The following is a 24821-nucleotide window of genomic DNA, read 5'->3' as shown; positions in this document are numbered from 1 at the left end:
CTGTAGCTGTTTTGCGTTACACCGTGCCAGGTGCCTGGCTGACGCTACTGAGCAACTGGTCGACCCGGGCGATCAGCAAGGCCAGCTCAAAGGGCTTGTGCAGCAGGGCCGTCAGGTTGGCTGTCGTCAGCCGGTCACTGTCCAGGTCACCGTCGTAGCCGGTGATGAACAGCACGGGGGCGTGCTCGTTGCTAGCACGATAAGCGTTGGCAACCTGGTAGCCATCGACGCTACCGGGTAGTCCGATATCGACAATCAGCAATGCTGGGCGGGGAGCCTGCCCCAGCGCCTGCATGGCGGCAGTGCCTTCGTCGAAGACTTGTAGCCGATGCCCTCGCTCTTCCAATACCTCGCGGATCACCATGCGCAGGGTCGGCTGGTCTTCGACCAACAGAATGTCGAGGCCAACGTTGCGTGGCGGTTGTATTGCGGTGCGAGGGTCGAAGGACGCGAGCGGCCCCTCGGTACGCTGTTCACGGGGCAGGTACAGGTTGATGCGTGTGCCGCCCTGGGGAGTGCTGTCAATGCTCAAGTGCCCGCCGGACTGGCGCATCAGCCCGTAGGCCATGGACAAGCCCAGGCCTGTGCCCTGGCCGAGGGGCTTGGTGGTGAAGAACGGCTCGATGGCGCGGGAGGCAATGTCCTCGGACATGCCGCAGCCGGTATCCTCCACCACGATCTGAAGGTAGTCGCCAGGCGCGAGTTGCATGCTGGTGGCCTGGGTCGGGGCGAGTGAATGATCCTGGCAACTGATACGCAGTGTGCCGCCTCTGGTCATGGCATCCCGGGCGTTGATGCATAGGTTCAGCAAGGCGCTTTCCAGTTGCGGTGGGTCCACGCGCACTGTCCACTGCCCGGCCAGCGTCGCGTCGACAAAACCGATGCTCGCGTCCAGGGTGCTGTGTATCAGGTCATGCATGCCCGCTACCAGGTGGTGCACATCCACGGTCTGTGGCGTGAGCGTCTGCTGGCGGGCGAATGCCAGCAGGCGTTGGACCAGCGAGCTGGCACGCGATGCGTTTTGTTGGACGATGCCCAGCATGTGGCGACAATCCTGGCCGCGTCCTTGAACCAGTCGTTTGTCGGCAAGTTCCAGAGCGCCCAGGATGCCACCCAGAAGATTATTGAAATCATGGGCAATGCCACCGGTCAGTTGACCGATAGCCTCCATTTTCTGCGATTGGCGCAATGCCTGTTCGGTCTGGAGCAGGCGCTCCTGCTCCAGCACCCGCTCAGTGATGTCGTAGGCAAACAGGTAGCCGCCCTGAATCTGCCCCTCGGCATCGCGCAATGGGTTGTAGCGCATGTCGTAGTGCCGCTGCGCTTCAGGTGGGCCGAGGGTGATGGTGTGAGTGAATGGCTCGCCCGCCAGCAGCCTCGGCCATACCGGCTCGAGGCAGTGCAGGATGTCCGGCTTGTCGGCCAGGATCCGCGAAATGGAATCGCCCACCTTGGGTGTGAAACCGTGCAACCGCTCGAAGGTTTCGCACGCGGTCCGGTTGATGGCGGTCAGGCGCAGGCTGCAGTCGGCGGCGAACACGTTGGCCAGGCTATGGTCGACCAGCTCACCCAGCAGCTTGTTGTTGACCCTTGCTTCGTCAACGTGCTGCTGGGCGCGATCGAGCATGGCATTGATGAGCCGTTCGCTGGCCGGGGCCCCGGTGAACAGCACCGCCACCCGTCGTTCGCTGGCCGGCCCGAGCGGGTAGGCCGCGATCGACAACAGGCGATCGGTGGCTTTTAGACGCTGCTCGAAGCAGGCTGGCTTGCCGGTTCGCAATACCTCGGCGAAGCGAGGTACCCAGGCATCGGCTTCGGCCGGGATAAGATCGCGTATCGTCTGGCCCATTTGCTTGGCGTGCGCGGTGTGATGCGTATAAGCCTCGTTGCTGAGGATATAGCGGTAGTTGCTCAGCGGCCCTTCTGGCCCATCCAGCAACTCCAGTACACAAAACCCTTCGGTCATGTGACTACGCAGCACAGTCAGGCATGCGCGTTCGAACGCATGCTCGGCAAGCTGCGCCTCGAGCTCGGCGATGCGTGCGTTCAAGTGTTCTCGCGAGGGCGCAGGGTCGTCGAGCATGAGCAGGTACCGGTCGGCGCGTCGCGCAACTATAGCCGCGCCGACCGGTCGCCGCCATGGCGTCAGAACGAACGCACGATCCTGCCTAGCGTTTCCATGGCCTGCTCCGCGCCATCGCCCCAGGGGCTGCCATAGTTCAGGCGGATACAGTTACCGAAGCGCCGAGTCGGCGAGAAGATCGGCCCCGGCGCGATGCTGATGCCCTGGGCCAGCGCCATGTGGAACAGCTTCAACGCGTCCATCTGCTCGGGCAGTTCCAGCCATAGGAAGTAGCCGCCGGAAGGCTGGCTGACCCGGGTCTGCGCCGGGAAGTGACGGGCGATGGCGGCGAGCATGTTGGCCTGCTGGCCCTCCAGCGCGTAGCGCAGCTTGCGCAGGTGGCGATCGTAGCCGCCATGTTGCAGGTAGTCGGCGATCGCCGCCTGGGCCGGCATCGAGGCGCACAGCGAGGTCATCAGCTTGAGTCGCTCGATCTTCTGCGCGAAGCGCCCGGCCGCGACCCAGCCGATGCGATAACCGGGGGCCAGGCTCTTGGCGAACGAGCCGCAATGCATCACCAGCCCTTCGGTGTCGAAGGCCTTGGCCGGCTTCGGCGCCTGCTGCGAGTAGTACAGCTCGGCGTAGACGTCATCCTCGATCAGCGGCACCTGGTGGCGGCGCAGCAGCTCAACCAGCTCCTGCTTCTTGGCCTCCGGCATGCTCGCGCCCACCGGGTTCTGGAAGTTGGTCATGCACCACACGGCCTTGACCGGGTGTTTTTCCAGGGTCTGGGCCAGCACGTTGAGGTCCATGCCCTCGCGCGGGTGCACCGGGATTTCCACCGCCTTGAGCTTGAGGCGCTCGAGTACCTGCAGGCAGGCATAGAAGGCCGGCGCCTCGATGGCCACCAGGTCGCCGGGCTGGGTCACTGCCTGCAGGCACAGGTTCAATGCTTCCAGCGCGCCGTTGGTGATCAGCAGTTCTTCCATGGGCAGCATCAGCCCGCCGACCATGTAGCGCAGGGCGATCTGCCGGCGTAGCTGCGGGTTGCCGGGTGACAGGTCGGTAACCACCATGCGCGGGTCCATGGCCCGGCTGGCGCTGGCCAGCGAACGGGACAGGCGTTGCAGCGGGAACAGGTTCGGGCTGGGGAAGGCCGAGCCGAACGGCACGGTGTGCGGGTCCTTGATCGAGTCGAGGATCGAGAACACCAGGCCGCTCACATCGACATCGGTGGACTCGCTGGCCGGCGCCTGGGGCTGCGGCTCGCAGAACGGCCGCGGCGCGTGGGCGTTGACGAAGTAACCCGAACGCGGCCGCGCGCGGATCAGGCCGCGACGCTCCAGCAGGTAGTAGGCCTGGAACACGGTGGACGGGCTGACCCCGTGGGTCTGGCTGGCGTAACGCACCGAAGGCACCCGCTGGCCGGGGCCTAGTACCCCGGAGCGGATCAGTTCGGCAATGTCGTCGGCGAATCGTTCGTAGCGTTTCATTATGGTTTTGGCAGGCAAGGTGAAGTTCAGTGTAAGGGATCAGCGATTCATCGGCGCGACGAAACGGCTGTGCGCGGTGCTGCGGATACCCGGCTGGTCACTGTCCTGGATCTCGAAGGTCAGTTCCTGGGAGCTGCTGGTCGGGCGATCGGCAAGCATCGCCACCGACACCGGCAGCTCGCTCATCTCGCCGGAGGCCAGGGTGAACTCGGTACGGCCATGCAGCTCGAAGCCGTCGGCGTCCACCAGGCGCAGGCGATAGTGCTGCGGTTCCTGGGTCTTGTTGATGATCTTGAGCAGGTAGATGTTCTCGATCTGGCCCAGGGCGTTCTCGCGGAACAGGCCACGGTCCTTGATCACATCCATCGACACCATCGGGCGCATCTGCAGGGCCAACACCAGGGCGCCGATCATCACCGTCAGCGCGGCGGCGTAGCCGAGCAGGCGAGGGCGCAGCCAGTGGGTCTTGCCGCCTTGCAGGTTGTGTTCGGACTTGTAGCCGATCAGGCCACGGGCATAGCCCATCTTGTCCATCACCCCGTCGCAGGCGTCGATGCAGGCGGCGCAGCCGATGCAGGCCATCTGCAGGCCTTCGCGGATATCGATGCCGGTGGGGCATACCTGCACGCACAGGGTGCAGTCGATGCAGTCGCCCAGGCCCTGGCTGCGCGCGTCGCTGCCTTTCTTGCGCGGGCCACGGGCTTCGCCGCGGCTGGGGTCGTAGGCCACCGCCAGGGTGTCCTTGTCGAACATCACGCTCTGGAAGCGCGCATAGGGGCACATGTGCATGCACACCGCTTCGCGCAGCCAGCCGGCGTTGAGGTAGGTGGCGGCGGTGAAGAACAGCACCCAGAACAAGGCCACGCCACCCAGCTCTAAGGTGAACAGTTCGGCAGCCAGCGGGCGGATCGGCGTGAAGTAGCCGACGAAGGTCAGCCCGGTGAGCACGCCAATGGCCAGCCACAGGCCGTGCTTGAGGCCGCGGCGGGCGATCTTCTCCACGCCCCAGGGCGCGGCGGCCAGCTTGATGCGCTGGTTGCGGTCGCCCTCGGCGATCTTCTCGCACCACATGAACAGCCAGGTCCAGGTGCTTTGCGGGCAGCTGTAGCCGCACCACACGCGCCCGGCGAACACGGTGATGGCGAACAGGCCGAAGGCGCAGATGATCAGCAGCGCCGACAGCAGGATGAAGTCCTGCGGCCAGAAGGTCGCACCGAAGATATGGAACTTGCTGTCGGCCAGGTCCCAGAGCACGGCCTGGCGGTCGCCCCATTGCAACCAGGCGGTGCCGAAGAACAGCACGAACAGCAAGCCGGCGAAGGCGATCCGCAGGTTGCGGTAGAAGCCGGTGAAACTGCGTGTATGGATGCCACCGGCCACCTGGCTTTTGCTCTTGTGGGTGGTGGGGGCAACCTCGATGACTCGGAAGGGGATTCTGTCGCTCATGGTTCGTCGCTCATCAGGCCTCGATCAGGCCAGGGCACTATGGCCCGCTATCTGTTTTCAGCACAGGCCCAGGTATCGAGATAAAAACCATATCAGATGACGGGTTTGTTTGTTGAGGCCTTGTATTTCGGTGCTTGGCGTACTGGATTGCAGATGCCTGCGGCTATCCACCGCACCTATGTTCGTACGGCTTTGGATGTAAGACGAGAGCGGAGGCCCGCATCGTCGCTATGGGGTAAGGTGTTGCCTCTACGCCTGCGTACCGGTCCGTCATGACTATCATGAGTATTCGATGCTGATTTCCACGCTATTCAATGGTCGCTCATTAACGCCATCCCTCCAGGCCGAACCCTGTGTGCCCTGGTGGAGCTTCACAAAGACGGTATTGGCCGCGACCGCCTTGACCTTGGTGCGCGACGGTCGACTTGCCCTGGATGCCGCGTTGCCCGAAACCTCTTACACCCTGCGCCAGCTTCTGCGTCATGAGGCGGGCCTCGCAGATTATTGCGAGCTTGCCGAATACTACGCGGCGGTTGCCAAGCATGAACCTGCGTGGCCCGTGGACGAGATGATGAAGCGCCTGGATGGCGCCCGGCTTCGCTACGCCCCCGGAGCGGGTTGGCGCTACTCGAATGTGGGTTACATGCTGGTAGCCAGGCTCATCGAACGTGCCACGGGGCTGCCGCTTGAAGAAGCGCTCAGGCAACAGGTGTTGGCGCCACTCGGTATCTCGGCGGTTCGCCTGGCGAGCAAACGTGCGGATCTGCATGGGGACTACCTGGGCGATTCGTTGAACTACGACCCTGGCTGGGTCTATCACGGGCTGCTGATCGGCCCTGTTTCGCAGGCTGTGCTTTTGCTGGATCGTCTGCTTTCCGGGGCACTGCTTCCGGCCGGGCTGCTGCAGGAAATGCAGGTGACAAAGGTGTTGGGTGGGGCAATGGCTGGCCGGCCGTGGATTGCGCCTGGATATGCTTTGGGGCTGATGCGAGGGGCGGTCGAGGGCGGCTTGACGCTGGCCGGGCATACCGGGTGCGGGCCCGGGAGTGTGGTGGCGGTTTATCGATGTGCGGTGGGGGAGGTCGTCGCGTGTTGCGCAGTGTTCTCGATGGAGTTGGATGAGGGAAGTGTCGAGGCGCTGGTCGTGCGGGAGATACGTAACGTACTTGAGGCCCGGTGTTGAGGCTTTCTGGGGCTTGTTTCGCCTCTGCGGGATATCACTTGAGGCCTGGATACAACATCCGTTTTGGTTCCATAGCTGAACGTTGTGGATGACCGCTATCAACCCATAGCGGCCAACTGCGTAAGCTAAACTTCCTAGGTCAATGAGGCAGCTCACAATCCAAAGCGCCGCGTAGGGCCGCAATAACGTCGTCAACACAGGGGCCTTGAACCGGTGGCGGCACAGGGCGTTCACAAAATTCCCGCCAGACAAACAGCATCAGTTCTGCGCCATCTGTTTGCAGCAGCGCGCTGTCGATTGAGCCGAAGGTTTGCAGCAGCCTGTACCTTTCGTCGAGCCAGAACAAGGCTTCCACCCAGTCATACACTGGGATGAAGTGGAAGTGAATGGAGTAACCGGCATCATGCCCAAAGCGACCGATATACAAGCGTTTGGGCCGGAGATCCGCTTCGATCGCGTGCTGAATTCGCGCCTGCAACATACCCAACTCTGCCTGCGCTTCGAGCGGCAGTGCTGCCAGGGAATTGGTCATCTGCTTGGCACTGAGCATCAGGTAGCCTGGCAACGCACTGTCCATGCGCTGATTGAGAATCCAGTACCTGGATTCATGGATGATGAAGCTAGACGGTATATCCATTGGGCGGCCTTGAGTGGATCGGTCGCAGAGTAGCATTGCAGCAGATCTATGTCCGATTTTGGCTGATTGCGGGCCGCCGCTTTGGGTTGAAAGCTGCCGGCATTGAAGGGCTGCTACCGTCCCATAGAGGCCATCCGATGTGGGCCGTTAGCGGCCCAATGCCGCATTAGAGATAACTCAATCTCGCAGGGGCTACTCGTTATCGGTGAACTTCAATCTGGAGCCCTTCATTCTCATGTGGTGCTCGAAAGTAGCTAGTGATCAGATCGAACTCCGCGTCAGTCGCCGCAAACTCATGCTCACCATGGTGATTACGAATATGCAACCTGTCTCGACAGGTGTCATCGTCCACCTCGATATAGTGGACGCAATGTGAAACCTCGGCGGCGTCAGCCAGGCCGCGCAGCCATTGTCGATCTTGAGGAGTATTGGCAGGAAAATCCAAAACGACAGTCACTCCAGCCCGAAGAACATCAATGACGAGTGGGCCCAGCACCTCCCGAATCTGGTGCGCAAAACGCACATAGTCGGTTACTGACTTGATCTGTCCAGGGTATAGCCGTGAGAGCCAATGATCCTCAGTCAGCAGAACCGTCGATCCTTCAGTTGCCAAACTTTTGGCTAGTGTTGACTTACCGGATGCAATCTTTCCTGAGATGAGATGCAGCACTGGTTTGGGCATAGAGACGTCTCCTTGTCGAACCCCGATGATGCTCATTGAAAAGCGTCGAAGCAATCACCGATCACTCAAACGTCCACTATGGGTCGATACCAGTCATCAATGAACGGCTATCGACTTACAACAGACGCTCAAAGCATGCATGCGCTTGCAGTTGACCGAACCCGCCGTTGCCGTACAATCGCGCCCCCAAAAATCAGCAGGCATGGCGAGAGGGAGCTTCAATGCAACGGGTGATGATCATTGGTCAGCCAGGGTCTGGGAAAAGTACCCTGGCGCGCACGCTTGGCGAGCGCACGGGCTTGCCGGTCGTGCATATCGACACGATTCACTGGCAGCCAGGGTGGGTCGAGCGCAGCCGTGACGAGAAGACGCGTCTTTGCCATGAAGTCGAGGCCCGTGAGCGTTGGGTCTTCGAAGGCGGGCACTCGACGACATGGCAAAACCGGCTGGCCCGCGCTGACACGGTGATATGGATCGATCGCTCGGCGCCGCTTCGATTCTGGCGTGTGTTCTTCAGAACGATGCTGAGCCGCGGTCGATCTCGGCCTGACTTGCCGGACGAGTGTCCGGAACTGCTGGCCAACCTGCCGGAGTTTTTCAGGTTCATGTGGCGGACGAAAAACTCGTCCCGGGAGGCGATGAAGCGATTCGTGGCGACCGCCCCGTCGGGTTGTCGCGTGGTCTGCCTGCGGTCGAATCGAGATACCGAAGTTTTTCTCGCGAACCTGGGAGCATTGCCTGATCAGGTGGCGCGAGGTCATTAGAGGTTCGTTCTCGTTTGATTGTTGGCAGACGCCTGCCTTGAAGACGCATCACAACGTTTCAAACTGCCCAAGGATGGCCCATGGCGCTGACCAGCAAGATCACGATCTACAACCCTGAATGGCCGCAGCGGTACGAGGCGGACAAAGTGCTGCTCGCTTCGGCATTCGGTGATGAGCTTCTCGCCCTGCACCATGTCGGCAGCACGGCTGTCCGGCAACTTGCAGCCAAGCCAGAGATCGATGTGCTGATCGAGGTTTCAGAGCATCGCAATGAGGCAGCGCGGGACCAGGTGTTGCTGAAACTGGGGTATGTACGTGGCACTGACCTGTCGGAAGGACACCATTTCTACCGCCGCAATGTTGGCGAGGTGCGCACCCACAAGATCCATATTTGCAGGTGTGGTCACGATTCAGTCATCCAGATGCTGACGTTCAGGGATCTGCTCAGAAACGACGCCTCCCTCCGGCAGCGATATCAAGACCTCAAGCTCGAGCTGGAGGCCTCCAATACCGGCGGTATGGCTGAGTATCTGGCGAGGAAGGGGCCGTTCATCATCACCGCGCTGTGTGAGGTCGGCATCAGACCTGGTGATTATTATCTATAAGGCGACTCAGTCGCTCGTGTCCGGCTGTTTCCGAACCAAAGCAGTGTTTTCAGAGCGGGCAAATCCTTATGGTCGGGGCGGAGATCATCTTTCTGAGCGTACTTGTCAAGGAGTTAAATTTTGAGAAGCATAGGGATATTGTTGTTGCTCTATTGCGTGAATATTTTCGCCACAGAGTCATCGCTCGAGAGTTATGCCGAAGCTAATCGCTCCCGTGCGGTTGGCATCACTCAACTAGATAGCTCGACAATCCTTGCCGAGGAGACTCGGCTCGCACCGTTGGCCAGTGACCTGTTGCTCAAGGTCAAGCCGATGATCCGCGAGGGCGGCAGCGGTGCGGCGATTCAACGCTACGTATTGACGCAGTTCGAACGCTACGGCTGGCTACCAATGCTAGTGGGCTACAAAGGCTATACGGCAGCCGTGCCGGTGTCGGTGAATAGCCAAGTGGGTAACGCACCGCCTACTAATACCCCATTCCCGAACGCAGCCTTGGTTAAAGTTGAGTTGGTTGCGGCTTCGGCCCAGGCCCATATCGCCCAGGTTTGGACATTTGCCACCGCCAACGCCACCGAACAGCAGCGACAGTTGTTGGCAACAGCCCGCAGCGCGTTGCGCAGTGGCATTGATCAGGTTCGTGGTGGCGAGCCGCTGTTCAATGTGGGCCAGGCCATTCAAGAGGTGCTTGACGCCAACCAGGCGGTTGCGATTCATGAACTCGCGGGCTACGCCATGGGGCAGTCGCGGGTACAGGAACCTCAGGTGCTGGGTTACAAGGGCTACACAAACGATAACACCCTCATGCAACCAGGGCAGGTGCTGAATGTTTATGTGATCGCGAAGGCAGGCGCATTCGGGGTGCGCTTCCAGCCGCCTGATTTTTGGACTGTCCACACACAGGATGGTGCAGACAGCGTCATGCTGTCGGCGATGGTGGAGGTTACAGTTGACGGGCACCGGCTGCTGAGCAGATTGGTGGACTAATTGCTGTTGGCCAGTCCATCACTCGGATAGGCTTTCGCTGCTTTCAGCGCCGTGCGGAAAGTTGTTGCGGCGCCAGGAATGCATCGTGGAAGTAATTGTGGAACGCGTGCATCGCCGGGCTGAATTCCCGCTCGCGATGCCAGGCCAGGCCGACGCTCATGGGGGTGACCTTGTCGGTGATGGTCACGGTTTCGATGCGTTTACCCTCCAGCGACCAGGGGCGGTGTACCAGGTCGGAGAGGATCGCCACGCCGCTGCCGTTGGCCACCATGCTGCGCACCGCTTCCACGGAACTGGTGCGGATTCGCACGTTGGGCTGCTGTCGGGCATGTTCCCAGTAGCGCATGGCGCTTTGTTCGGCTTCGTCGACCGTAAGCAGGATGAAGGGCTCCTGTGTGACGTCGGCAAGGCTCACGGCCGAGTGTTCACACAGTGGGTGATGGCTGGGCAGCCACAGCCGGCGCTCGGAATTGAACAGGGTTTTCGAGACGATGTCCGGGTGGGTCAGGTTCGAGGTCAGCACCACCGCCATGTCGAATTCACCTTCCAGCAGGCCTTGCTCGATGGCCTGGCGCTCCCGTTCGTGCACTTCGATGGCCACGTCCGGGTGCCAGTGCTCCAGGCGTTGCAGATGGTGCGGCAGGAAGTAGCCGATCACCGTGTAACTGGCCGCTACCCGCAACAGACCGGTGGCGCGAACGTCCGGCAGTGGGCTGTTAAGGGCATCGTCGACGCTGCGCAAGATCACGTAGGCCCGATTGAGAAAGTGCCGTCCGGCATCGGTCAGGCTCATGCCCTGGGCCGAGCGCTGGAACAGCAGCGTGCCGAGCATGCCCTCCAGCTCCTTGATCGCTGTGGTCACCGCCGACTGGGAAATATTCAAGTGAATCGCAGCCTGAGAGATTTGCCCGATCTCGGCCGTGGCGACGAAATAGCGAACCTGGCGCAGGGTCAGTGACATGAACACTCCGCTTGATGAGGTATCTGATTTTCAGAAGATATCCCCTCTGATAATAGATCTTCCCAAGGGGGTGGCTGGAATTTAACGTGCTCTGCATGAAGTCACAAGCGTCAGGAGCAAGTGTCATGCAGGCAGTAGATTTCAATTCGGACATGGGCGAAGGCTTCGGTCCGTGGACTATCGGCGACGGAGTCGACAACGAACTGATGGGCTTCATCAGCTCGGCCAACATCGCCACCGGTTTCCATGCCGGCGACCCCGGCACCATGCGTCGCACTGTCGAGCAGGCCAAGCGCCTGGACGTGGCCGTCGGTGCCCATCCGGGCTTTCGCGACCTGGTCGGTTTCGGCCGCCGTCACATCAATGCACCGGCCCAGGAGCTGGTGGACGACATGTTGTATCAGCTGGGCGCCCTGCGGGAGCTCGCCCGGGTTCAAGGCGTGGCCCTGCAACACATCAAACCCCACGGCGCGCTGTACATGCACCTGGCCCGGGACGAGGAAGCGGCGCGTTTGCTGGTGGAAAACCTGCAGCGCCTGGAGCCCGAGTTGCTGCTGTATTGCATGCCCGACTCGGCGATCTGGCGTATCGCCACGGAGCTGGGCCAACCGGTGATCCGCGAGTTCTACGCCGACCGCGAATACGACCTCAGCGGCTCCATCGTCTTCACCCGCAACGTGCGTGCCTACGACCCCGCGCAAGTAGCTGCGCGGGTACTGCGTGCCTGCCAGGAGGGCGTGGTGCGCACGGTGGAGGGTGAAGACCTGGCGATCAAATTCGACTCCATTTGCTTGCACAGCGATACACCCGGTGCCCTGGCACTGGTCGAGGCTACCCGTAATGCGCTCGATGGCGCAGGGATCCAGGTGCGCGCACCGCGATAACGCAACCGAAGACACCTGGCACGCAGACGCCAGGGCTTACTCGACACACAGATTTTTTGCCTGCCTTTCTACAACTATTCCAAGAGGAACAGACATGGCGCAGCACACAGTCATCACCCCGTTGCCGGGGACTTTCTACCGCAAGGCCACCCCGGAATCGCCGAACTACGTCGAGGCCGGTGCCAACGTCAGCGCCGACACGGTGATTGGCCTGATCGAGGTCATGAAGCAGTTTTCCGAACTGACCGCGGGTACGGCAGGGCGTCTGGACGCGTTTCTGGTCGAAGACGGTGATCCGGTGGAGCCGGGTCAGGTCATCGCCACACTCGAAGACGCGTGAGGGCACGACCATGACTCAAGGCATTGGTAAACTGCTGATCGCCAACCGCGGCGAGATTGCCGTGCGGATCATCCGCGCCGCGCAAGCGCTGGGTATTCCAACCGTGGCGGCGTGCAGCGAAGCAGACGTCGATTCCCTGGCCGCACGCATGGCCGACGAAGTGCACATCCTCGGCCCGGCCCGCGCCGACAAGAGCTACCTCAATGTCGAAGCGCTGCTCGGTGCCCTGAAGGCCACCGGCGCCAACGCGGTGCACCCAGGCTACGGCTTTCTCTCGGAGAACGCCGAATTTGCCGAAGCGGTGCAAGCCGCCGGGGCGATTTTCGTCGGACCAAGCCCCGAGACCATCCGGCGCATGGGCGACAAGGCCGAAGCCCGGCGCACTGCGCAAGCCGCGGGTGTGCCGGTTGTGCCCGGCTCCCCGGATGAACTGTTCGATGTGGAGTCGGCGCTCAAAGCCGCCGAATCCGTCGGCTTCCCGCTGCTGATCAAGGCCTCGGCCGGTGGCGGTGGGCGTGGCATTCGCCTGGCGGAAAACCCGCAGCAACTGAGCGAAGAATTCCCCCGTTCCCAGCGCGAAGCCCAGGCCGCCTTTGGCAATGGCGCGGTGTATCTGGAGCGCTTTATTGGCAAGGCCCGGCACATCGAAGTGCAGGTGCTGGGCGATGGCAAGCATGCGGTGCACCTGTTCGAACGGGAATGTTCGCTGCAACGCCGCCGGCAGAAGATCTTCGAAGAAGCGCCGTCGCCGGTCCTCGATGCGCAGCAGCGCGAGACCCTCTGCGCGAGTGCCGTGCGCCTGACCGAGGCCCTGGGCTATCAGGGCGCGGGCACCCTTGAGTATCTGTACGACGACGCCACCGGAGAGTTTTTCTTCATCGAGATGAACACGCGGATCCAGGTGGAACACCCGGTCAGCGAGCTGATCACCGGCATCGATCTGGTTCAGGCCATGTTGCGCATCGCCGGCGGCGAACCGCTGGGCCTCAAGCAAAGCGATATCCGGCTCAACGGCGCGGCCCTGCAAATGCGCCTGAACGCCGAAGACCCGGCGCGGGATTTCTTCCCAAGCCCGGGTCTTGTGCAAGCGCTGAACTGGCCGGAAGGCGAGGGCGTGCGCGTCGACAGCCATCTGTATGAAGGCTACCGGGTACCGCCATACTATGACTCGCTGCTGGCCAAGTTGATCGTCCATGGCAGCGATCGCGCCGAGGCCCTGGCCCGCGCGCGACTGGCCGTGGAGCAGACCACGCTCACGGGCATGGCCAGCACCTTGTCTCTGCACGGCGAGTTGCTGGAGCAACCCTGGCTGCACACCGCCGACTTCCACACCGGCACTTTGGAAACCTGGCTGGCCGAGCGCCGCAGCGGAGGTGCAGCATGAGCAGTCCGATTCGCTACAGCTTTGGCGCCGACGAACATCTGTTTGCCGAAGTCAGCGACAGCATGTCCCTTGAAGCCTTCTTCAAGGGCATGGCCGTCACCCGTGCGGTGGAGCGCCTGGCCCTCGATGGCGTGCTCGACGTGTGCCTGGCCAACGCCTCGTTCCAGATCCGTTTCGACCCGGACCGCATCGCCCCGGCCGATCTGCTCGAAGCGGTGAAGGGCGCCGAAGCCGAGGCCGTGGCCGAGCGCACCCTGCACACCCGGATCATCGAAATCCCGGTGCTCTACAACGATCCGTGGACCCACGAAACCCTGATGCGTTTTCGCGACCGCCACCAGGACCCGAACGCCACGGACCTGGAGTACGCCGCGCGCATCAACGGCCTGGCCGACGTCGAGGCGTTCATCGCCGCCCACAGTGGCGCGCCGTGGTTCGTTTCGATGGTGGGCTTCGTCGCGGGCCTGCCGTTCATGTTCCAGATGGTCGAGCGCGAACGCCAGTTGCAGGTACCCAAGTACCTGCGACCCCGTACCGACACGCCGAAATTGACCCTGGGCCATGGCGGCTGCTTCGGTTGCATCTACTCGGTACGTGGCGCCGGTGGCTACCAGATGTTTGGCGTCACTCCGGCACCGATCTACGACCCGCAGCAGAACCTGGGGTACCTCAAGGAACACATGGTGTTCTTCCGTCCCGGCGACATCGTGCAGTTCAAGTCGATGGACCGCGATGCCTATGACCACGCCGTGGCCGAGGTCGAAGCCGGACGCTTCGATCTGCGCATCCGTCCAGTGGAGTTCTCGCTCGATGCGTTCCTCGCCGACCCGATCGGCTATCCCAAGTCGCTGCAGGAGGTGCTGGCATGATCAAGGTACTCAAACCAGGCCTGGCCACCTCAGTGCAGGACCTCGGCCGCGAGGGCTACTACCATCTGGGGATACCACCTTCCGGGGCGCTGGATCAGTACGCCCTGAGCGCGGCCAACCAGTTGGTGGGCAATCCGGCCAATTCGGCGGCGCTGGAGTGCACCTTGCTGGGGCCGGAGCTGGAGTTTCAGCAGGACGCCCTGGTGGCGGTCTGTGGTGCGCAGATGACGCCGAAAGTCGATGGCGTGGACATGCACTTGGACACCGCCTTCGAAGTGAAGGCCGGACAAGTGCTGCGTTTCGATTTTCCCAAGGCTGGCGCGCGGGCTTATCTGGCGGTGGCCGGCGGTATCGATGTACCGGTGGTGCTCGGCAGTCGTTCCACCTACGCGCTAGGGGCGCTGGGTGGTTTTCAGGGGCGCAGGCTGGTGATTGGCGATGAACTGCCGATAGGCGCCGCCAGCGGCAAGGGGCGCGTCGGGGCGAGTCTGCCCATGGCGTTGCGACAGTCGCTGGGAGGGGAGGTCACCCTGCGGGTGGTGCCGGGGCTGTACTACGATCGCTTGACCCTGGCGGCGGCGGACAGCTTTTTCGCCGAAGCCTGGACCGTCGGCTCGGAGGCAGATCGCATCGGCTATCGCTTCAAGGGTGGCAGCCCGCTGAGCTTCCAGCCTCGCGAGCAGCCGTTCGGCGCCGGCTCCGACCCTTCGAACATCGTTGACAGCTGCTACCCGATCGGCTCTATCCAGGTGCCGGCAGGGCTCGAGCCCATCATTCTGCACCGTGATGCAGTGTCCGGTGGCGGCTACGCGATGATCGGCACGGTGATCAGCGCCGACCTCGATCTGGTCGGCCAGATGCAACCCAACCAGAAGGCCCGCTTCGTCGCGGTGACTCTGGAAGAGGCGCTGCAAGCCCGACGTTCCTACAAGAAAAAACTCAGCTGTCTGAGCAAGCTGTTCCCTTCCTGATCTGCCCGCCGCACTGCGCGGGTAAAGCCAAAAAAGGCTAGCCAACGCCGCCCCTCGGTGCGGGGGCGGCTGCCCGCGCTTCAACCTCTGACTGGCTCTGGAGTTCACGCATATGGCTGCTTTATCGCAATCGAGTCAAACCGGAAAGGACCCGGCCAATCACCCCGTTCCGACCGACGCGCGCATGGGGCGACTGTCGTTGACCATGGCCTGGTGGGCGGTGTGCAGTGCAATGTTCTATATCGTGGTCGGCGCTTCCCTGGCGCTGTCCTACGGCGCGCGCAATGCGTTGATCGGCATGCTGTTGTCGGTGATCAGCTATGGCCTGGTCAACAGCGTGCTCAGTCGCTTCGCTATGCGCAGCGGCTTGTCGGTGGCCCTGTTTTCGCGGCTGCTGTTCGGTAGCACCGGTGCGTGCCTGGCGACGCTGATCTTCTTTTCCACGGCCATTTACTACGCGGTTTTCGAGGGTTCGGTGATCGCCGTGGCGCTCAATCACCTGTATCCACAGTTGGCGTATCCGCTGGCTGCATTGCTGGTGGTGCTGTACAGCGTGCCGATGGTGCTGGGCAGCGTTCAGCATTGGCTGGACAAGCTCAACGGTGTACTGCTGCCGGTGTACCTCGGCGGTCTGCTGGCGGCGGTGGGGTTGTCGATCAGTCGTTATGGCTACCAGCCGCAATGGCTGGACTTTGGCCCGGCGATTCCCGCTGCATTGGGCTGGTGGGACTGTTTCGTGGCCTACATGGGGGTCTGGATCCTGATGCTGTTCACCTTCGATTACGCGCGTTTCGGCAAACCTGAGGACGCTGAGTACCATGGTCGCTGGAACTTCGGCATGCCGTTCTACATGGTGACTTTCCTGCTCAATGGCGCGGCGGGCATCTATCTGGTCAGCAGCATTCCCCACGAAGGCGCGCTGAACGAAGTGTCGGTGGTCATGGCGATCCTGCAGTTGATGGGGCTGTGGGGGCTGTTGTTCGTCTGGGCCACGCAAACCCGGATCAACACGGCCAATTACTACCTGGCGACCTTGAACATGCAGGCGTTCTTTTCCCGTTTCGGCCTGCGTGGTTCGTACCTGCTGTGGGCGCTGGCGGTTGGGCTGATCGTGTATGGCCTGATGCTCGCGGATGTATTCGCATACTTGCTCAAGGCGTTGGCCTACCAAGGCATCTTTGTAGTGGCTTGGGTCGGCGTGGCATTAGCGCAGATTCTTTTGGGTCGTCTTGACGTGGTTGCGCTCGGCGGGGAGCGCGCATGGAATGCTGTCGGCTTGACGGCCTGGTTTGGCGCCACCGCTTCGGGGCTGGCCTTGATGTTTGCCGGTGGCGGGCTGGGCAGCTTTTCTGCACCATCGACTGTAATGATTGCGTTCGCCTTGCAAGCAGGTTTGTCCAGACGAAGCCGGGTACTATCGCAGTCGATTCAGTAAGTTTTAGCCGTTACACCTCCGGGGGGGGGGTACGGAAAGTCGCCGAGCGGCGGTCAGGCAATTCGAAAGCAGGCGAGGAGCGGACGCAATCGTGAAAAAACTAGCGACTGGCAGTCGACCTTTCTAGGGTCTGTATGAAAAGTCTTGAGACGAAGGTCAGGCAAGGCGAAAACAGCCGAGGAAGCGGAGTTTACGGGTTGTAAATGAGCATTCCGAGGCTGTTTTCAACGCAGCATCACCGAGTATCAAGGCTTTTCATACAGAGCCTAACCAGTCAGCACGAGTCATCTCCCATACTTCGACCTCCATCCGTCCAGATACGAAATCTCCTGGCCGCACGTCTACCAAACGCATACCCTCATGTTCCGAGACCCTGCGAGATGCGTCGTTGGCAACAGCTTTGGGAACCTGCATGACCGGACGCGACAGTGTCTCGAACCAATAGGCATTGATGATCCGGCATGCCTCGCGCATGTAGCCCTTTCCCCACCACTGTGGGGCGAGCCAGAAGCCTCTGTTGTTTCCAGGCTGATCATACAAACTGATGCTTCCCAGGGTGCAGCTGGCATCGTCGCGCATGCGGATCATCCAGTGCCATTCACGACCTGCTGCCATGGCAGGCAGGGCGATATCTCGGACATAGATCAGCGCCCCGTCTTCTGGATACGGCCATGGGACACGACTGTCCAGGTAGCGAACCACCTCCCAGCAGGGGAACAGCTCCTGAATGATGGGCGAATCCTCTAACTGGAGGGGGGGTGAGAACCAGCCGATCAGTGACAAGCGTCGCAAGACAGTCCATGACATTCGTTCCTGGGCATCCCTGTGAGACGTTGATTATCTGTACCGGGTTGGTTTGTGTCGACCGGTTCTGGGCCGTGATCTGCCCTCCGCCAAGGGCGGCTATGGGTCGATAGCGGTCAGTCTTCAGCGACTGTTTTCGACCTATAGCGGTATTCATTGGGTGTCAGCTAACGGCCAATAGCGGTCGTTCTGGATTGGCAGGAAGCGGCCGATTGCACCCACTGAGACCGTTATCTCCAAATAAAACAGTCAACTGTTTGCGAACCCACGTATTGCTGGCGATCAGTGAGTCCGATCGGCTGCTCCATCAAAGGAGCTAGTTTATTGGTAGTAGCAAAAAGCTACATATCAACTATTTTTTCGAACGGCACCTCGGTCGTCTTGATTAGCGAGGAGTACGCACTAATCTTATTTGCAGATAACGTCCACAAGGAATAAACATGAAAATTTCATGCATTTCGAGAGCTAAAAAATCTCGAGCTATATTAGTAGTATTAGCACTTTTGCTTGTCAGCGGCTGTCAATCTACAAAAAAACAAGAGCTTGAAGGGCAGCTAAATGTGCTTAATAGTGTATCGACTGCCACCCAAGCCACATTAAACGACATCCGCACCGGTAAAGTCCCGCCGCCGGGAGACATTTATTTGTTTTTTTCATACAGTGCCATCAACCAGGCTCTAGCCAGAGTTGATAACTACTCATTTCCAGTGCCGGACAATCCAGACATTAAAATAAACATAAAGAGCGTCCGCATAGCGGACGCAGGGGCCTCCCCCATTGTAAGCGTTGACGCATCAGCAACCAATGGATCTATTAATGTGGATGTTGCTTTAGGGGTGATATTAGTCCCGGAAAGCACTCCTTCAGGCAAGCCAGCGCTCCGCATGAAAATCCTAGGTTTCTCCCCAAAAGTTAGATGGTGGATATTTGAGTTGACCAAGGCGAAAATTATCAAATCTCTACTCGCTGTGGAGGCGAATAAGTTGGCCGATAACATGCCTATTATTGAGCTTCCAGTATCCCAAGAGCTGTCACTTGGCACTCCAGAGTCAATAATCAGGAAAAGTTTATTAATAGAAGGCAAGAAGCGAGAAGAAAAAGCAACACTGGTTGTTGATATAAATATCCCTTCAACCTTGCGCAAGCGAGAGCTCACCGTATCCAAGTATTTGTTCTTGGGGAAAGGCCTGCACGTCTACGGGGTGTTAAAATGAAAAAGCTACTTCACTACTCGCTATTTTTCGCTATCGTACTCACATCCACTGGCTGCGCAATTAATAGAGACGTCCGAGAGCTCGAGCAGAGGGTTGGCGAAAAAAGAACAGAGCTAGATGCACTTGAGCGGCAGCTTAGAAATGAAACCCCTGGCGCGCTAATAACAACGCACGATCTGCATGCCCGTATTAATTATCAAGTTCCTGCTAAATGGCTTAAAGAAATCAGCTCTCCTCAATATACAATTACTGTCGCCGGCATCTCATCAGACGGAAACATAAAATACGAGGGAGGCATCGGAAAGGCTTGGGTTGAGCCAGCCAGAGATACGAGGGCTAAGATTCATTTACGAGATATGACGCTGACTGGAAGGAAAGGCGAGATTACGCTCTCCCTCAGCATTGCCACTGATGCTCAATCAAGAATTTACGCAGAAATTCTCAGTAGAAAGACAAATATTTTGTGCGAGATGAAATTACCTCCCACCAAGGTGGCGGCAACTTTCAAGCCTCTTGCAATGGAAGGAACAGCTCTCCCTTACGCTTTAGATCTTAAGGTCCCTGCTGATCTAAAGGCAAAAGGGAAATGCATGCTTGGCGCACTCGGTAACGTATCATTTGATCTTCCTGCAGGCGCCATTGCGGACTCTGCAATGGATGGAAAAATAGAATTGGGCTTTGAGTCTTCCGGCACAATTGCTATTCCTAATTCACCGGGAAAAGATATTACATATCATCTCGTCATAGCAGACCCCGTCGTAGAGGCTGAAAATGAAGCGATAGATTTTCGCGCAAATCTGAAGATATCAGGTAATTAGACCCGTACCGCTCAATTGGATAGTGGCAGAAATAATGAGAAATTACGCCAGTAGAAGAGCACTTCCAACGCACCCACTCAGCGGGAAACTGCGATGTCTTCGAGGTCGCAGCGACGTCTCCCCCGATGTGAGTAGCGCCCAGCTTTAGAGCCCAACCTGAACAGTCAACTCAGAGCTGTAAGAGAGCTGCCTGGTTCAGACCGGTTGCAACAGGCTGCTCTTGGCCGTTAGCTGCCTTTCGCGAAGGGCTGCTATGGGTCGGAAGCGGCCAGTCACGAAATGCTGCTAACGACTCATAGTTGGCCTCCAGCGCACTGTCAGAAAACGGGCAAAAGCGGAAATTCGAAGTGCCTGGTCCTTGAGCGGCCTTGCACCTGTTTCAGCCAATCACCGGCGCATGCTCGGCCATCAATTCGGTTATCCAGTCGATAAACACCCGCACCTTGGCGCTGACATGGCGATTCGGCGGGAAGGCCAGGTACATCGGCATCGGCGACATGTGCCAGTCTTCGAACAGCGGCAGCAGTTCGCCGCTGATCAGGTGCGGTTTGGCCATGTACTGCGGCAGCCAGAGCATCCCGAGGCCAGCCAGGCCGGCGGCAAGGTACGCATTGCCGTCATCGACTGTCAGTTGCGGGCGCGCCTGGACCTCCAAGCGTTCATCACCTCGGTGCATCGCATAGGGCAAGGTTTTGCCTGTGCGAAACCAGAGAAAGCCGACGGTTTTGTGCTGGCCTTCCTCCAGCTCAAGGGGGTGAACCGGCGTCCCGAAGCGCTGCAGATAGCCGGGCGTGGCATAGATGCCGAGTTTCAGATCGCCCACATGCCTTGCCACCAAGGACTGGTCGGTGATCTCGCCGCCACGCACCACGCAGTCAACGTTTTCACCAATGATGTCGACGATGCGATCGCTCACGCCCACCGTCAGCTGGATTTCCGGATAACGTGCAAAGAACCCCGGCAAGGCGGGTATGAGCAGCATTCGCGCCAGCGGGCTGGGTACATCCACCCGCAGCCGACCGCGCGGCGCCATCGACGCGCTGGACAAGCTGGTCTCGGCGTCGTCCATGTCTGCCAGTAACCGGACGACGCGTTCGTAGTAGGCCGCGCCGTCGGCGGTGACATTGACCTTGCGTGTGGTGCGGTTGAGCAGGCGCACGCGCAACCTTGCTTCCAGCTGCTGAATGAGCTGCGTCACGGTGGTCTTGCTCATGTGCAGGGTGGCGGCCGCCTTGGTGAAACTGCCGGTCTCCACCACCCGGGCAAACGCCTGCATTGCATCGAATCGGTCCATTCCACGCCTCGTTCGCCCCTGGATTGTTTGGAGTATACAAACAGTCCTGGCCAGCGCTGCCCGTTTATCCAGGCAGGTGGCGTTTTTTATAGTGGCCTCACCGTAAACAGCGGGCCGCTATGGCCCAGAACGAGGTAGGCCATGTCCAGCAAACGTGATGTCGTTTTCCCGCCAGATCGCCATGCTTTGTACGAGTTGCACCGCTACTCGCCAGCGATTCGCTCCAATGGTTTTCTGTTCGTATCCGGTCAGGTCGGCAGCCGCAAGGATGGTTCGGCCGAGCCTGACCTCGCGGCGCAGGTTCGCCTGGCCTTTGCCAACCTCAACGTGATCCTGGCCGAGGCCGGCGGTAGTTTCGAGGATGTGGTTGATACGACCATCTTCATGGTCGACCCCGACTCGACATTCGAAACCATCTGGGAGGTCGCAGCCGAGTATTGGGGCGAGGCGCCTTATCCCACGGTGACCGCTATCGGCGTGACCTGGCTGTCCGGCTTCGATTTCGAGATCAAGGTGATCGCGAAACTGCCGCAATAGTAATGAGGTAGGGGAGCATGTTCATAGCGCGTCCTACAGGCATGAATAAGATTTTCCCTAGTTCGAGTAGTCTGTTTCCGAAGCATGCTTTGACCACTGTTGCGCCCCCGAAGTGGCGGCTAGTCTCGCTGGGTCGTATCAACGGCCGGGTCTGCAAGCCTGCGCGGTATTACGATGGTGCTCACCATGAGCCTCGGCGTTGAGTCGTGGGTCTCGCTTTTTGGTGGCTGCGTGCGGGTGCCCTTTTGGTCAGCCGGGTTTTCGCCTCGTAATGCCCCGGTCTTGCAGGCCTGCACGTAGCTGCCATCTTTCACTGTCCGCCGAATTCCTTCTCCTTAAAGACGCGCCGCACCTGCCTGGAAGGCGCCACCAAAGGTACGCGGCTGTTCCGCGTAGAGTCTGGTAACTATGCGAATTACGCCATGGAGCAGGCTTCCGTGCTGCTCGACAGCGCCCGCCGGGCTTCCTTCATCGGTGTGATGGACAACGAACCGGTGCTGGTCTGGGCATCGCACTACCTGAGCGATATGGCCAAGGCATTGATGGATGATGCGCATATGGGGATTTTGAAGAAGGTGTGACACAGACAGGGGAGGCGCGCGCAGGGCCGCCCCGACTTGCGCCCGTCAGAAACGCCCCCTGAGTAAAAGGGGGCGGATTTTTCCTCGCCAGAGTTTGGAATGGCTATCAGTCCATATCCGAGAGTCGCCGCCGCGTCAGGAACAGCACCACGCCTAGCGGCACAGCCAGTAGCGCCAGCAGCTCCAGGTCAAAGCCCAGCACGTGTTGCTGGTCGACTTTGAAGATGCCGACCAAGCCCGCGGCTAACAGCGCCACGCCCAGCCACTTGCGTAAGGGGGATGGTCTCAGAAACTGAACAAGGAGTGCTCCCAGTACCAGAAGGATGACAGCTTGCATGATGTAAGGCATGTGCCGCTCCTCAGACCTTGATGACCAACGTCACGCCAGAACGTTGCGGGCCAATCCAGCCATGAACCTCTTTTCCATAAGGGTAATTTGCGAGAGATTGAAGACGATCCCTTCATCGGTTCTGTGCTGCGTGGTCCTCTCGAACTTCATGCGCGTGTCCATTCGTGCAAAAGAGAGGATGTTCTACTAGCGATGGGGTAGATGCAAACTGTCTCTCGGATAGCTGGGTAATGGGGTAGGGAGCAAGTTCGTATCGCGTCCTACAGACAAGAATAAGATTTTCCCTATTTCGAGTAGTCCGTTTCCGAAGCATGCTTCGGCCACTGTTGCGCCCTCGAAGTGGCGGCTAGTCTCGCTGGGTTGTTGCCAAATCAACGGCCGGGCCTGCAAGCCCGTCTGAACATCGAACTGTACTCATCTTCGAGTCGCTGGCGTTTTCCAGTGGTTGTGCTCAATGGTGGCTACGTGTGGGTGGCCCTCGGGCCGGCCGGGTCATCGCTCGATGTTCCCCGGACTTGCAGACCCGCACGTAGCCGCCACCCATCCTCCTGCAGGTGAATGGGTGTCTGGTTGATCATTCATGAGCGTCGAGTATGAAGTCATGTTGAAGATCGTCCCGGATCCACCACCGTCCACCGAGTCCCCCCATCTCCTTGAAGACACCCTGGTCCAGGCCACCGAGTACGTCATGTGCGCGCTGGCCGTCGCCCATCAATCGTTCAATCACCTGCCGAAGTCACCGGCCACTTTGGTGATGTTGACGATGATGCACGAGCTTGACGCCACCCGCACATTGCTGGAGTCGGCACTTGCCCAGCTCCACATGAGTACGCGACCGCCGTCATACACTCTGCACTGACAGAGCCGCCACGGACTGGTGAGAGTGGGCGCTCGGATCAGTGAAACTGCTGATGCGATTCCCGTCATCACCTGGACTTGCCTCATCGCGGGGCAAGCCCGCTCCCACGCATCCGATGCATAAACCGTCGGCACGCAACCCGGTCTTCGATCCCGCTACATCAAAGACACCCGAGGATTTCGCAAATGGACAACGAAACCCCTGCAGACCACGGCCAGCTCGGCTGGACCGTCGGCACCTGCACCTGCCTGGAAGGCGCCACCAAAGGTACGCGGCTGTTCCGCGTAGAGCCCGGCAACTGTGCGAACTACGCCATGGAGCAGGCTTCCGTATTGCTCGATAGCGCCCGCCGGGCTTCCTTTATCGGTGTGATGGACAACGAACCGGTGCTGGTCTGGGCCTCGCACTACCTGAGCGATATGGCCAAGGCATTGATGGATGATGCCCATATGGGGATTTTGAAGAAGGTGTGAAACAGAGCCCGATGGTCTGGGGGCGGGCAGCGCATCCCCCAGGCCGTGCTCGAATGTCCTTGACACCTCCTATCGTGGCGACAAGCCCGTATAGTGCCTAGTGTGGTGTTTCACAAATACGACCATAACTCACGGCGATTTATTGATCGTATTTGCAAAACACCACACTAGCTCTCATCAGTCAAAGGAGTGGCCATGAAACAATCAGCACATCGCATGAGGAGGGGAGTCCGATGCGTATTGCAATGATCCTCGCAACAATCGGGACCACCTTGTCGTTGATGTCGCCGTCGCTATCGGCGTCACCCAGCCAACCTCCTTCTCCGCCAACAAGGCACGCTGACCAGCAGCGTATCTCTGTCCAGGTCGAAGGCGCGGGCAGGGATGTGATCCTGATTCCGGGGCTGGCATCGTCCCGCGAGGTATGGGTTGACCTTGCTACTCGGTTACGCCAGAACCACCGCCTTCACCTCGTGCAGCTTGCAGGCTTCGCGGGTTTGCCTGCGGTGTCCGATAGCGAAGGGAAAGTGGTCGCTCCAGTGGCCGAGGCCATTGCTGATTACATCCGCACCCAGCATATCGAGGCACCCGTGATCATCGGTCACTCGCTAGGGGGAGAGGTTGCACTCATGCTGGGGGCTCGCCATCCCGATCAGGTCGGTCGCTTGATGATCGTCGATGCGTTGCCGTTCTATACGTTGCTGATCGATCCTTCCGCCACCAGCGAAACCGCTACCGTGCAGGCTGCAGCGATGCGCAGTTCGCTGTTGGCAGCATCGCCGGAGCAGAACGAAGCGATGCAGAGGGCATCCATCGCCCGACTCGCCAAAACCGAGGCGGTAAGACCAGGGCTGATTTCTGCGGGGATCAGTTCTGATCGCAAGACTGTGGCCGACGCGGTGTATGAGTTAATGGTCACTGACTTGCGTCCTGAACTTGGTCGTATTAGTGCTCCGGTTGAGGTCGTGTATGCATACGATGCTTTTTACGGCGTACCTGCATCCAGCGTCGATGCAACGTTCCGTCGGGCCTATGCTTCGACACCTGATATCCATTTCACCCGGATCGATGACAGTTTTCATTTCGTCATGCTCGATCAACCGGCGCGGTTTGCCAGCGCTGTTGCGGCTTTCCTCAAGCCGGGAGCAGAGCGCGGGCAATGACGTAAGTGGCTATGAGAACGAGCGCCTCG

25 protein-coding genes and 1 pseudogene are annotated in these 24821 nt (G+C 59.7%); 17 read left to right on the top strand and 9 right to left on the bottom strand.

The annotated features are described in order from the left end of the window. Positions 1–16: 16 nt before the first annotated feature. The 3 genes from ACODS9_RS08895 to ccoG form a co-directional block, all read right to left on the bottom strand. On the bottom strand, positions 17–1627 hold the full coding sequence (locus ACODS9_RS08895) for a PAS domain-containing sensor histidine kinase (RefSeq protein WP_489093773.1): 1611 nt from the start codon (positions 1625–1627) through the stop codon (positions 17–19). 518 nt (positions 1628–2145) lie between these two features. Continuing rightward, positions 2146–3555 (bottom strand): GntR family transcriptional regulator MpaR, encoded by a 1410-nt coding sequence (mapR, locus tag ACODS9_RS08890; protein WP_367858681.1) that lies wholly within the window; start codon positions 3553–3555, stop codon positions 2146–2148. Between the two features lie 39 nt (positions 3556–3594). Next, a complete protein-coding gene (gene ccoG / locus ACODS9_RS08885) occupies positions 3595–5001 on the bottom strand; it encodes a cytochrome c oxidase accessory protein CcoG (RefSeq protein WP_401110377.1) in 1407 nt (468 codons plus the stop codon). A gap of 292 nt (positions 5002–5293) precedes the next feature. On the opposite strand from ccoG, the gene ACODS9_RS08880 reads away from it, so the two are divergent. Then, a complete protein-coding gene (locus ACODS9_RS08880; RefSeq protein ID WP_489093727.1) occupies positions 5294–6184 on the top strand; it encodes a serine hydrolase domain-containing protein in 891 nt (296 codons plus the stop codon). Between the two features lie 139 nt (positions 6185–6323). On the opposite strand, the gene ACODS9_RS08875 is transcribed toward ACODS9_RS08880, so the two are convergent. Next, entirely contained in the window at positions 6324–6821 is a 498-nt protein-coding gene (locus ACODS9_RS08875) for an HIT family protein (RefSeq protein WP_401110383.1), read from the bottom strand. Positions 6822–7020: 199 nt separating this feature from the next. Then, positions 7021–7503, bottom strand: coding sequence for a P-loop nucleotide/nucleoside kinase family protein (locus ACODS9_RS08870; protein WP_401110386.1), 483 nt, complete (start codon positions 7501–7503; stop codon positions 7021–7023). 221 nt (positions 7504–7724) lie between these two features. On the opposite strand from ACODS9_RS08870, the gene ACODS9_RS08865 reads away from it, so the two are divergent. The 3 genes from ACODS9_RS08865 to ACODS9_RS08855 all read left to right on the top strand — a co-directional run bounded on the left by ACODS9_RS08865 (position 7725) and on the right by ACODS9_RS08855 (position 9856). After that, positions 7725–8267, top strand: coding sequence for an AAA family ATPase (locus ACODS9_RS08865; RefSeq protein WP_489093726.1), 543 nt, complete (start codon positions 7725–7727; stop codon positions 8265–8267). An 80-nt stretch (positions 8268–8347) separates the two neighbouring features. Next, on the top strand, positions 8348–8872 hold the full coding sequence (locus ACODS9_RS08860) for a GrpB family protein (RefSeq protein ID WP_489093725.1): 525 nt from the start codon (positions 8348–8350) through the stop codon (positions 8870–8872). A 156-nt stretch (positions 8873–9028) separates the two neighbouring features. After that, on the top strand, positions 9029–9856 hold the full coding sequence (locus tag ACODS9_RS08855; protein ID WP_489093772.1) for a M24 family metallopeptidase: 828 nt from the start codon (positions 9029–9031) through the stop codon (positions 9854–9856). Between the two features lie 43 nt (positions 9857–9899). Here ACODS9_RS08855 and ACODS9_RS08850 read toward each other — a convergent pair whose 3' ends face one another. Continuing rightward, entirely contained in the window at positions 9900–10817 is a 918-nt protein-coding gene (locus tag ACODS9_RS08850; RefSeq protein WP_102682418.1) for a LysR family transcriptional regulator, read from the bottom strand. 125 nt (positions 10818–10942) lie between these two features. Here ACODS9_RS08850 and ACODS9_RS08845 point away from each other — a divergent pair, with 125 nt between their 5' ends. From ACODS9_RS08845 to ACODS9_RS08820, 6 genes are all read left to right on the top strand, one after another. Next, positions 10943–11701, top strand: a complete 759-nt coding sequence (locus ACODS9_RS08845; protein ID WP_489093724.1) for a 5-oxoprolinase subunit PxpA — start codon at positions 10943–10945, stop codon at positions 11699–11701. Between the two features lie 94 nt (positions 11702–11795). Then, positions 11796–12041 (top strand): acetyl-CoA carboxylase, encoded by a 246-nt coding sequence (locus tag ACODS9_RS08840; RefSeq protein WP_023629552.1) that lies wholly within the window; start codon positions 11796–11798, stop codon positions 12039–12041. A gap of 10 nt (positions 12042–12051) precedes the next feature. Beyond that, positions 12052–13425 (top strand): acetyl-CoA carboxylase biotin carboxylase subunit, encoded by a 1374-nt coding sequence (locus ACODS9_RS08835; RefSeq protein WP_489093723.1) that lies wholly within the window; start codon positions 12052–12054, stop codon positions 13423–13425. Continuing rightward, positions 13422–14294, top strand: coding sequence for a 5-oxoprolinase subunit B family protein (locus ACODS9_RS08830; protein WP_046855296.1), 873 nt, complete (start codon positions 13422–13424; stop codon positions 14292–14294). The genes ACODS9_RS08835 and ACODS9_RS08830 overlap by 4 nt, the downstream gene beginning before the upstream one ends. Beyond that, positions 14291–15265 carry a 5-oxoprolinase subunit C family protein gene (locus ACODS9_RS08825; protein ID WP_401110401.1) on the top strand — a complete coding sequence of 325 codons (975 nt, stop codon included), beginning with the start codon at positions 14291–14293 and terminating at the stop codon, positions 15263–15265. Before ACODS9_RS08830 ends, ACODS9_RS08825 begins: the two co-directional genes overlap by 4 nt. Positions 15266–15449: 184 nt before the next feature. Beyond that, positions 15450–16700 carry a purine-cytosine permease family protein gene (locus ACODS9_RS08820; protein ID WP_489093722.1) on the top strand — a complete coding sequence of 417 codons (1251 nt, stop codon included), beginning with the start codon at positions 15450–15452 and terminating at the stop codon, positions 16698–16700. Between the two features lie 255 nt (positions 16701–16955). On the opposite strand, the pseudogene ACODS9_RS08815 reads toward ACODS9_RS08820, so the two are convergent. After that, positions 16956–17502, bottom strand: a pseudogene (locus ACODS9_RS08815) (GNAT family N-acetyltransferase). A gap of 442 nt (positions 17503–17944) precedes the next feature. On the opposite strand from ACODS9_RS08815, the gene ACODS9_RS08810 reads away from it, so the two are divergent. Further along, entirely contained in the window at positions 17945–18718 is a 774-nt protein-coding gene (locus ACODS9_RS08810; RefSeq protein WP_489093721.1) for a hypothetical protein, read from the top strand. Beyond that, the gene (locus ACODS9_RS08805) at positions 18715–19536 is read left to right on the top strand and encodes a hypothetical protein (RefSeq protein ID WP_489093720.1); all 822 of its coding nucleotides are present in this window, start codon (positions 18715–18717) and stop codon (positions 19534–19536) included. Before ACODS9_RS08810 ends, ACODS9_RS08805 begins: the two co-directional genes overlap by 4 nt. A 379-nt stretch (positions 19537–19915) precedes the next feature. Here ACODS9_RS08805 and ACODS9_RS08800 read toward each other — a convergent pair whose 3' ends face one another. Beyond that, positions 19916–20830: a LysR family transcriptional regulator gene (locus tag ACODS9_RS08800; RefSeq protein WP_489093719.1), complete on the bottom strand. Its 915-nt coding sequence runs from the start codon at positions 20828–20830 to the stop codon at positions 19916–19918. 141 nt (positions 20831–20971) lie between these two features. Here ACODS9_RS08800 and ACODS9_RS08795 point away from each other — a divergent pair, with 141 nt between their 5' ends. Both ACODS9_RS08795 and ACODS9_RS08790 read left to right on the top strand, forming a co-directional pair. Continuing rightward, on the top strand, positions 20972–21367 hold the full coding sequence (locus ACODS9_RS08795; RefSeq protein WP_401110418.1) for a RidA family protein: 396 nt from the start codon (positions 20972–20974) through the stop codon (positions 21365–21367). Positions 21368–21657: 290 nt separating this feature from the next. After that, the gene (locus tag ACODS9_RS08790) at positions 21658–21948 is read left to right on the top strand and encodes a DUF3077 domain-containing protein (protein ID WP_489093771.1); all 291 of its coding nucleotides are present in this window, start codon (positions 21658–21660) and stop codon (positions 21946–21948) included. A 106-nt stretch (positions 21949–22054) separates the two neighbouring features. Here ACODS9_RS08790 and ACODS9_RS08785 read toward each other — a convergent pair whose 3' ends face one another. After that, positions 22055–22297, bottom strand: coding sequence for a hypothetical protein (locus ACODS9_RS08785; protein WP_401110421.1), 243 nt, complete (start codon positions 22295–22297; stop codon positions 22055–22057). Positions 22298–22898: 601 nt separating this feature from the next. On the opposite strand from ACODS9_RS08785, the gene ACODS9_RS08780 reads away from it, so the two are divergent. The 3 genes from ACODS9_RS08780 (at position 22899) to ACODS9_RS08770 (ending at position 24792) form a co-directional block, all read left to right on the top strand. Continuing rightward, entirely contained in the window at positions 22899–23156 is a 258-nt protein-coding gene (locus ACODS9_RS08780; protein WP_110702331.1) for a hypothetical protein, read from the top strand. Positions 23157–23341: 185 nt separating this feature from the next. Next, on the top strand, positions 23342–23629 hold the full coding sequence (locus ACODS9_RS08775; protein WP_214501798.1) for a DUF3077 domain-containing protein: 288 nt from the start codon (positions 23342–23344) through the stop codon (positions 23627–23629). 233 nt (positions 23630–23862) lie between these two features. After that, complete coding sequence (locus ACODS9_RS08770) at positions 23863–24792, top strand: alpha/beta fold hydrolase (RefSeq protein ID WP_489093718.1); 930 nt, start codon at positions 23863–23865, stop codon at positions 24790–24792. Positions 24793–24821: the final 29 nt, after the last annotated feature.

It is taken from the genome of Pseudomonas sp. FG36, assembly GCF_057809275.1.
Note: the sequence above shows the minus strand (reverse complement) of the source record. Positions and strands in the feature narration are given on the sequence as shown.

What these genes read in the sequence shown, in the direction of transcription:
- ACODS9_RS08895 (WP_489093773.1), bottom strand. Translation starts at nt 1,627, where the DNA reads ATGCTCGATCGCGCCCAGCAGCACGTTGACGAAGCAAGGGTCAACAAC.
- ACODS9_RS08780 (WP_110702331.1), top strand. Translation starts at nt 22,899, where the DNA reads ATGTTGAAGATCGTCCCGGATCCACCACCGTCCACCGAGTCCCCCCAT.
- ACODS9_RS08840 (WP_023629552.1), top strand. Translation starts at nt 11,796, where the DNA reads ATGGCGCAGCACACAGTCATCACCCCGTTGCCGGGGACTTTCTACCGC.
- ACODS9_RS08830 (WP_046855296.1), top strand. Translation starts at nt 13,422, where the DNA reads ATGAGCAGTCCGATTCGCTACAGCTTTGGCGCCGACGAACATCTGTTT.
- ACODS9_RS08870 (WP_401110386.1), bottom strand. Translation starts at nt 7,503, where the DNA reads ATGCCCAAACCAGTGCTGCATCTCATCTCAGGAAAGATTGCATCCGGT.
- ACODS9_RS08795 (WP_401110418.1), top strand. Translation starts at nt 20,972, where the DNA reads ATGTCCAGCAAACGTGATGTCGTTTTCCCGCCAGATCGCCATGCTTTG.
- ACODS9_RS08770 (WP_489093718.1), top strand. Translation starts at nt 23,863, where the DNA reads ATGCGTATTGCAATGATCCTCGCAACAATCGGGACCACCTTGTCGTTG.
- ACODS9_RS08775 (WP_214501798.1), top strand. Translation starts at nt 23,342, where the DNA reads ATGGACAACGAAACCCCTGCAGACCACGGCCAGCTCGGCTGGACCGTC.
- ACODS9_RS08785 (WP_401110421.1), bottom strand. Translation starts at nt 22,297, where the DNA reads ATGCCTTACATCATGCAAGCTGTCATCCTTCTGGTACTGGGAGCACTC.
- ACODS9_RS08845 (WP_489093724.1), top strand. Translation starts at nt 10,943, where the DNA reads ATGCAGGCAGTAGATTTCAATTCGGACATGGGCGAAGGCTTCGGTCCG.
- ACODS9_RS08805 (WP_489093720.1), top strand. Translation starts at nt 18,715, where the DNA reads ATGAAAAAGCTACTTCACTACTCGCTATTTTTCGCTATCGTACTCACA.
- ACODS9_RS08875 (WP_401110383.1), bottom strand. Translation starts at nt 6,821, where the DNA reads ATGGATATACCGTCTAGCTTCATCATCCATGAATCCAGGTACTGGATT.
- ACODS9_RS08860 (WP_489093725.1), top strand. Translation starts at nt 8,348, where the DNA reads ATGGCGCTGACCAGCAAGATCACGATCTACAACCCTGAATGGCCGCAG.
- ACODS9_RS08800 (WP_489093719.1), bottom strand. Translation starts at nt 20,830, where the DNA reads ATGGACCGATTCGATGCAATGCAGGCGTTTGCCCGGGTGGTGGAGACC.
- ACODS9_RS08865 (WP_489093726.1), top strand. Translation starts at nt 7,725, where the DNA reads ATGCAACGGGTGATGATCATTGGTCAGCCAGGGTCTGGGAAAAGTACC.
- ACODS9_RS08810 (WP_489093721.1), top strand. Translation starts at nt 17,945, where the DNA reads ATGAAAATTTCATGCATTTCGAGAGCTAAAAAATCTCGAGCTATATTA.
- ACODS9_RS08880 (WP_489093727.1), top strand. Translation starts at nt 5,294, where the DNA reads ATGCTGATTTCCACGCTATTCAATGGTCGCTCATTAACGCCATCCCTC.
- ccoG (WP_401110377.1), bottom strand. Translation starts at nt 5,001, where the DNA reads ATGAGCGACAGAATCCCCTTCCGAGTCATCGAGGTTGCCCCCACCACC.
- mapR (WP_367858681.1), bottom strand. Translation starts at nt 3,555, where the DNA reads ATGAAACGCTACGAACGATTCGCCGACGACATTGCCGAACTGATCCGC.
- ACODS9_RS08835 (WP_489093723.1), top strand. Translation starts at nt 12,052, where the DNA reads ATGACTCAAGGCATTGGTAAACTGCTGATCGCCAACCGCGGCGAGATT.
- ACODS9_RS08820 (WP_489093722.1), top strand. Translation starts at nt 15,450, where the DNA reads ATGGGGCGACTGTCGTTGACCATGGCCTGGTGGGCGGTGTGCAGTGCA.
- ACODS9_RS08825 (WP_401110401.1), top strand. Translation starts at nt 14,291, where the DNA reads ATGATCAAGGTACTCAAACCAGGCCTGGCCACCTCAGTGCAGGACCTC.
- ACODS9_RS08850 (WP_102682418.1), bottom strand. Translation starts at nt 10,817, where the DNA reads ATGTCACTGACCCTGCGCCAGGTTCGCTATTTCGTCGCCACGGCCGAG.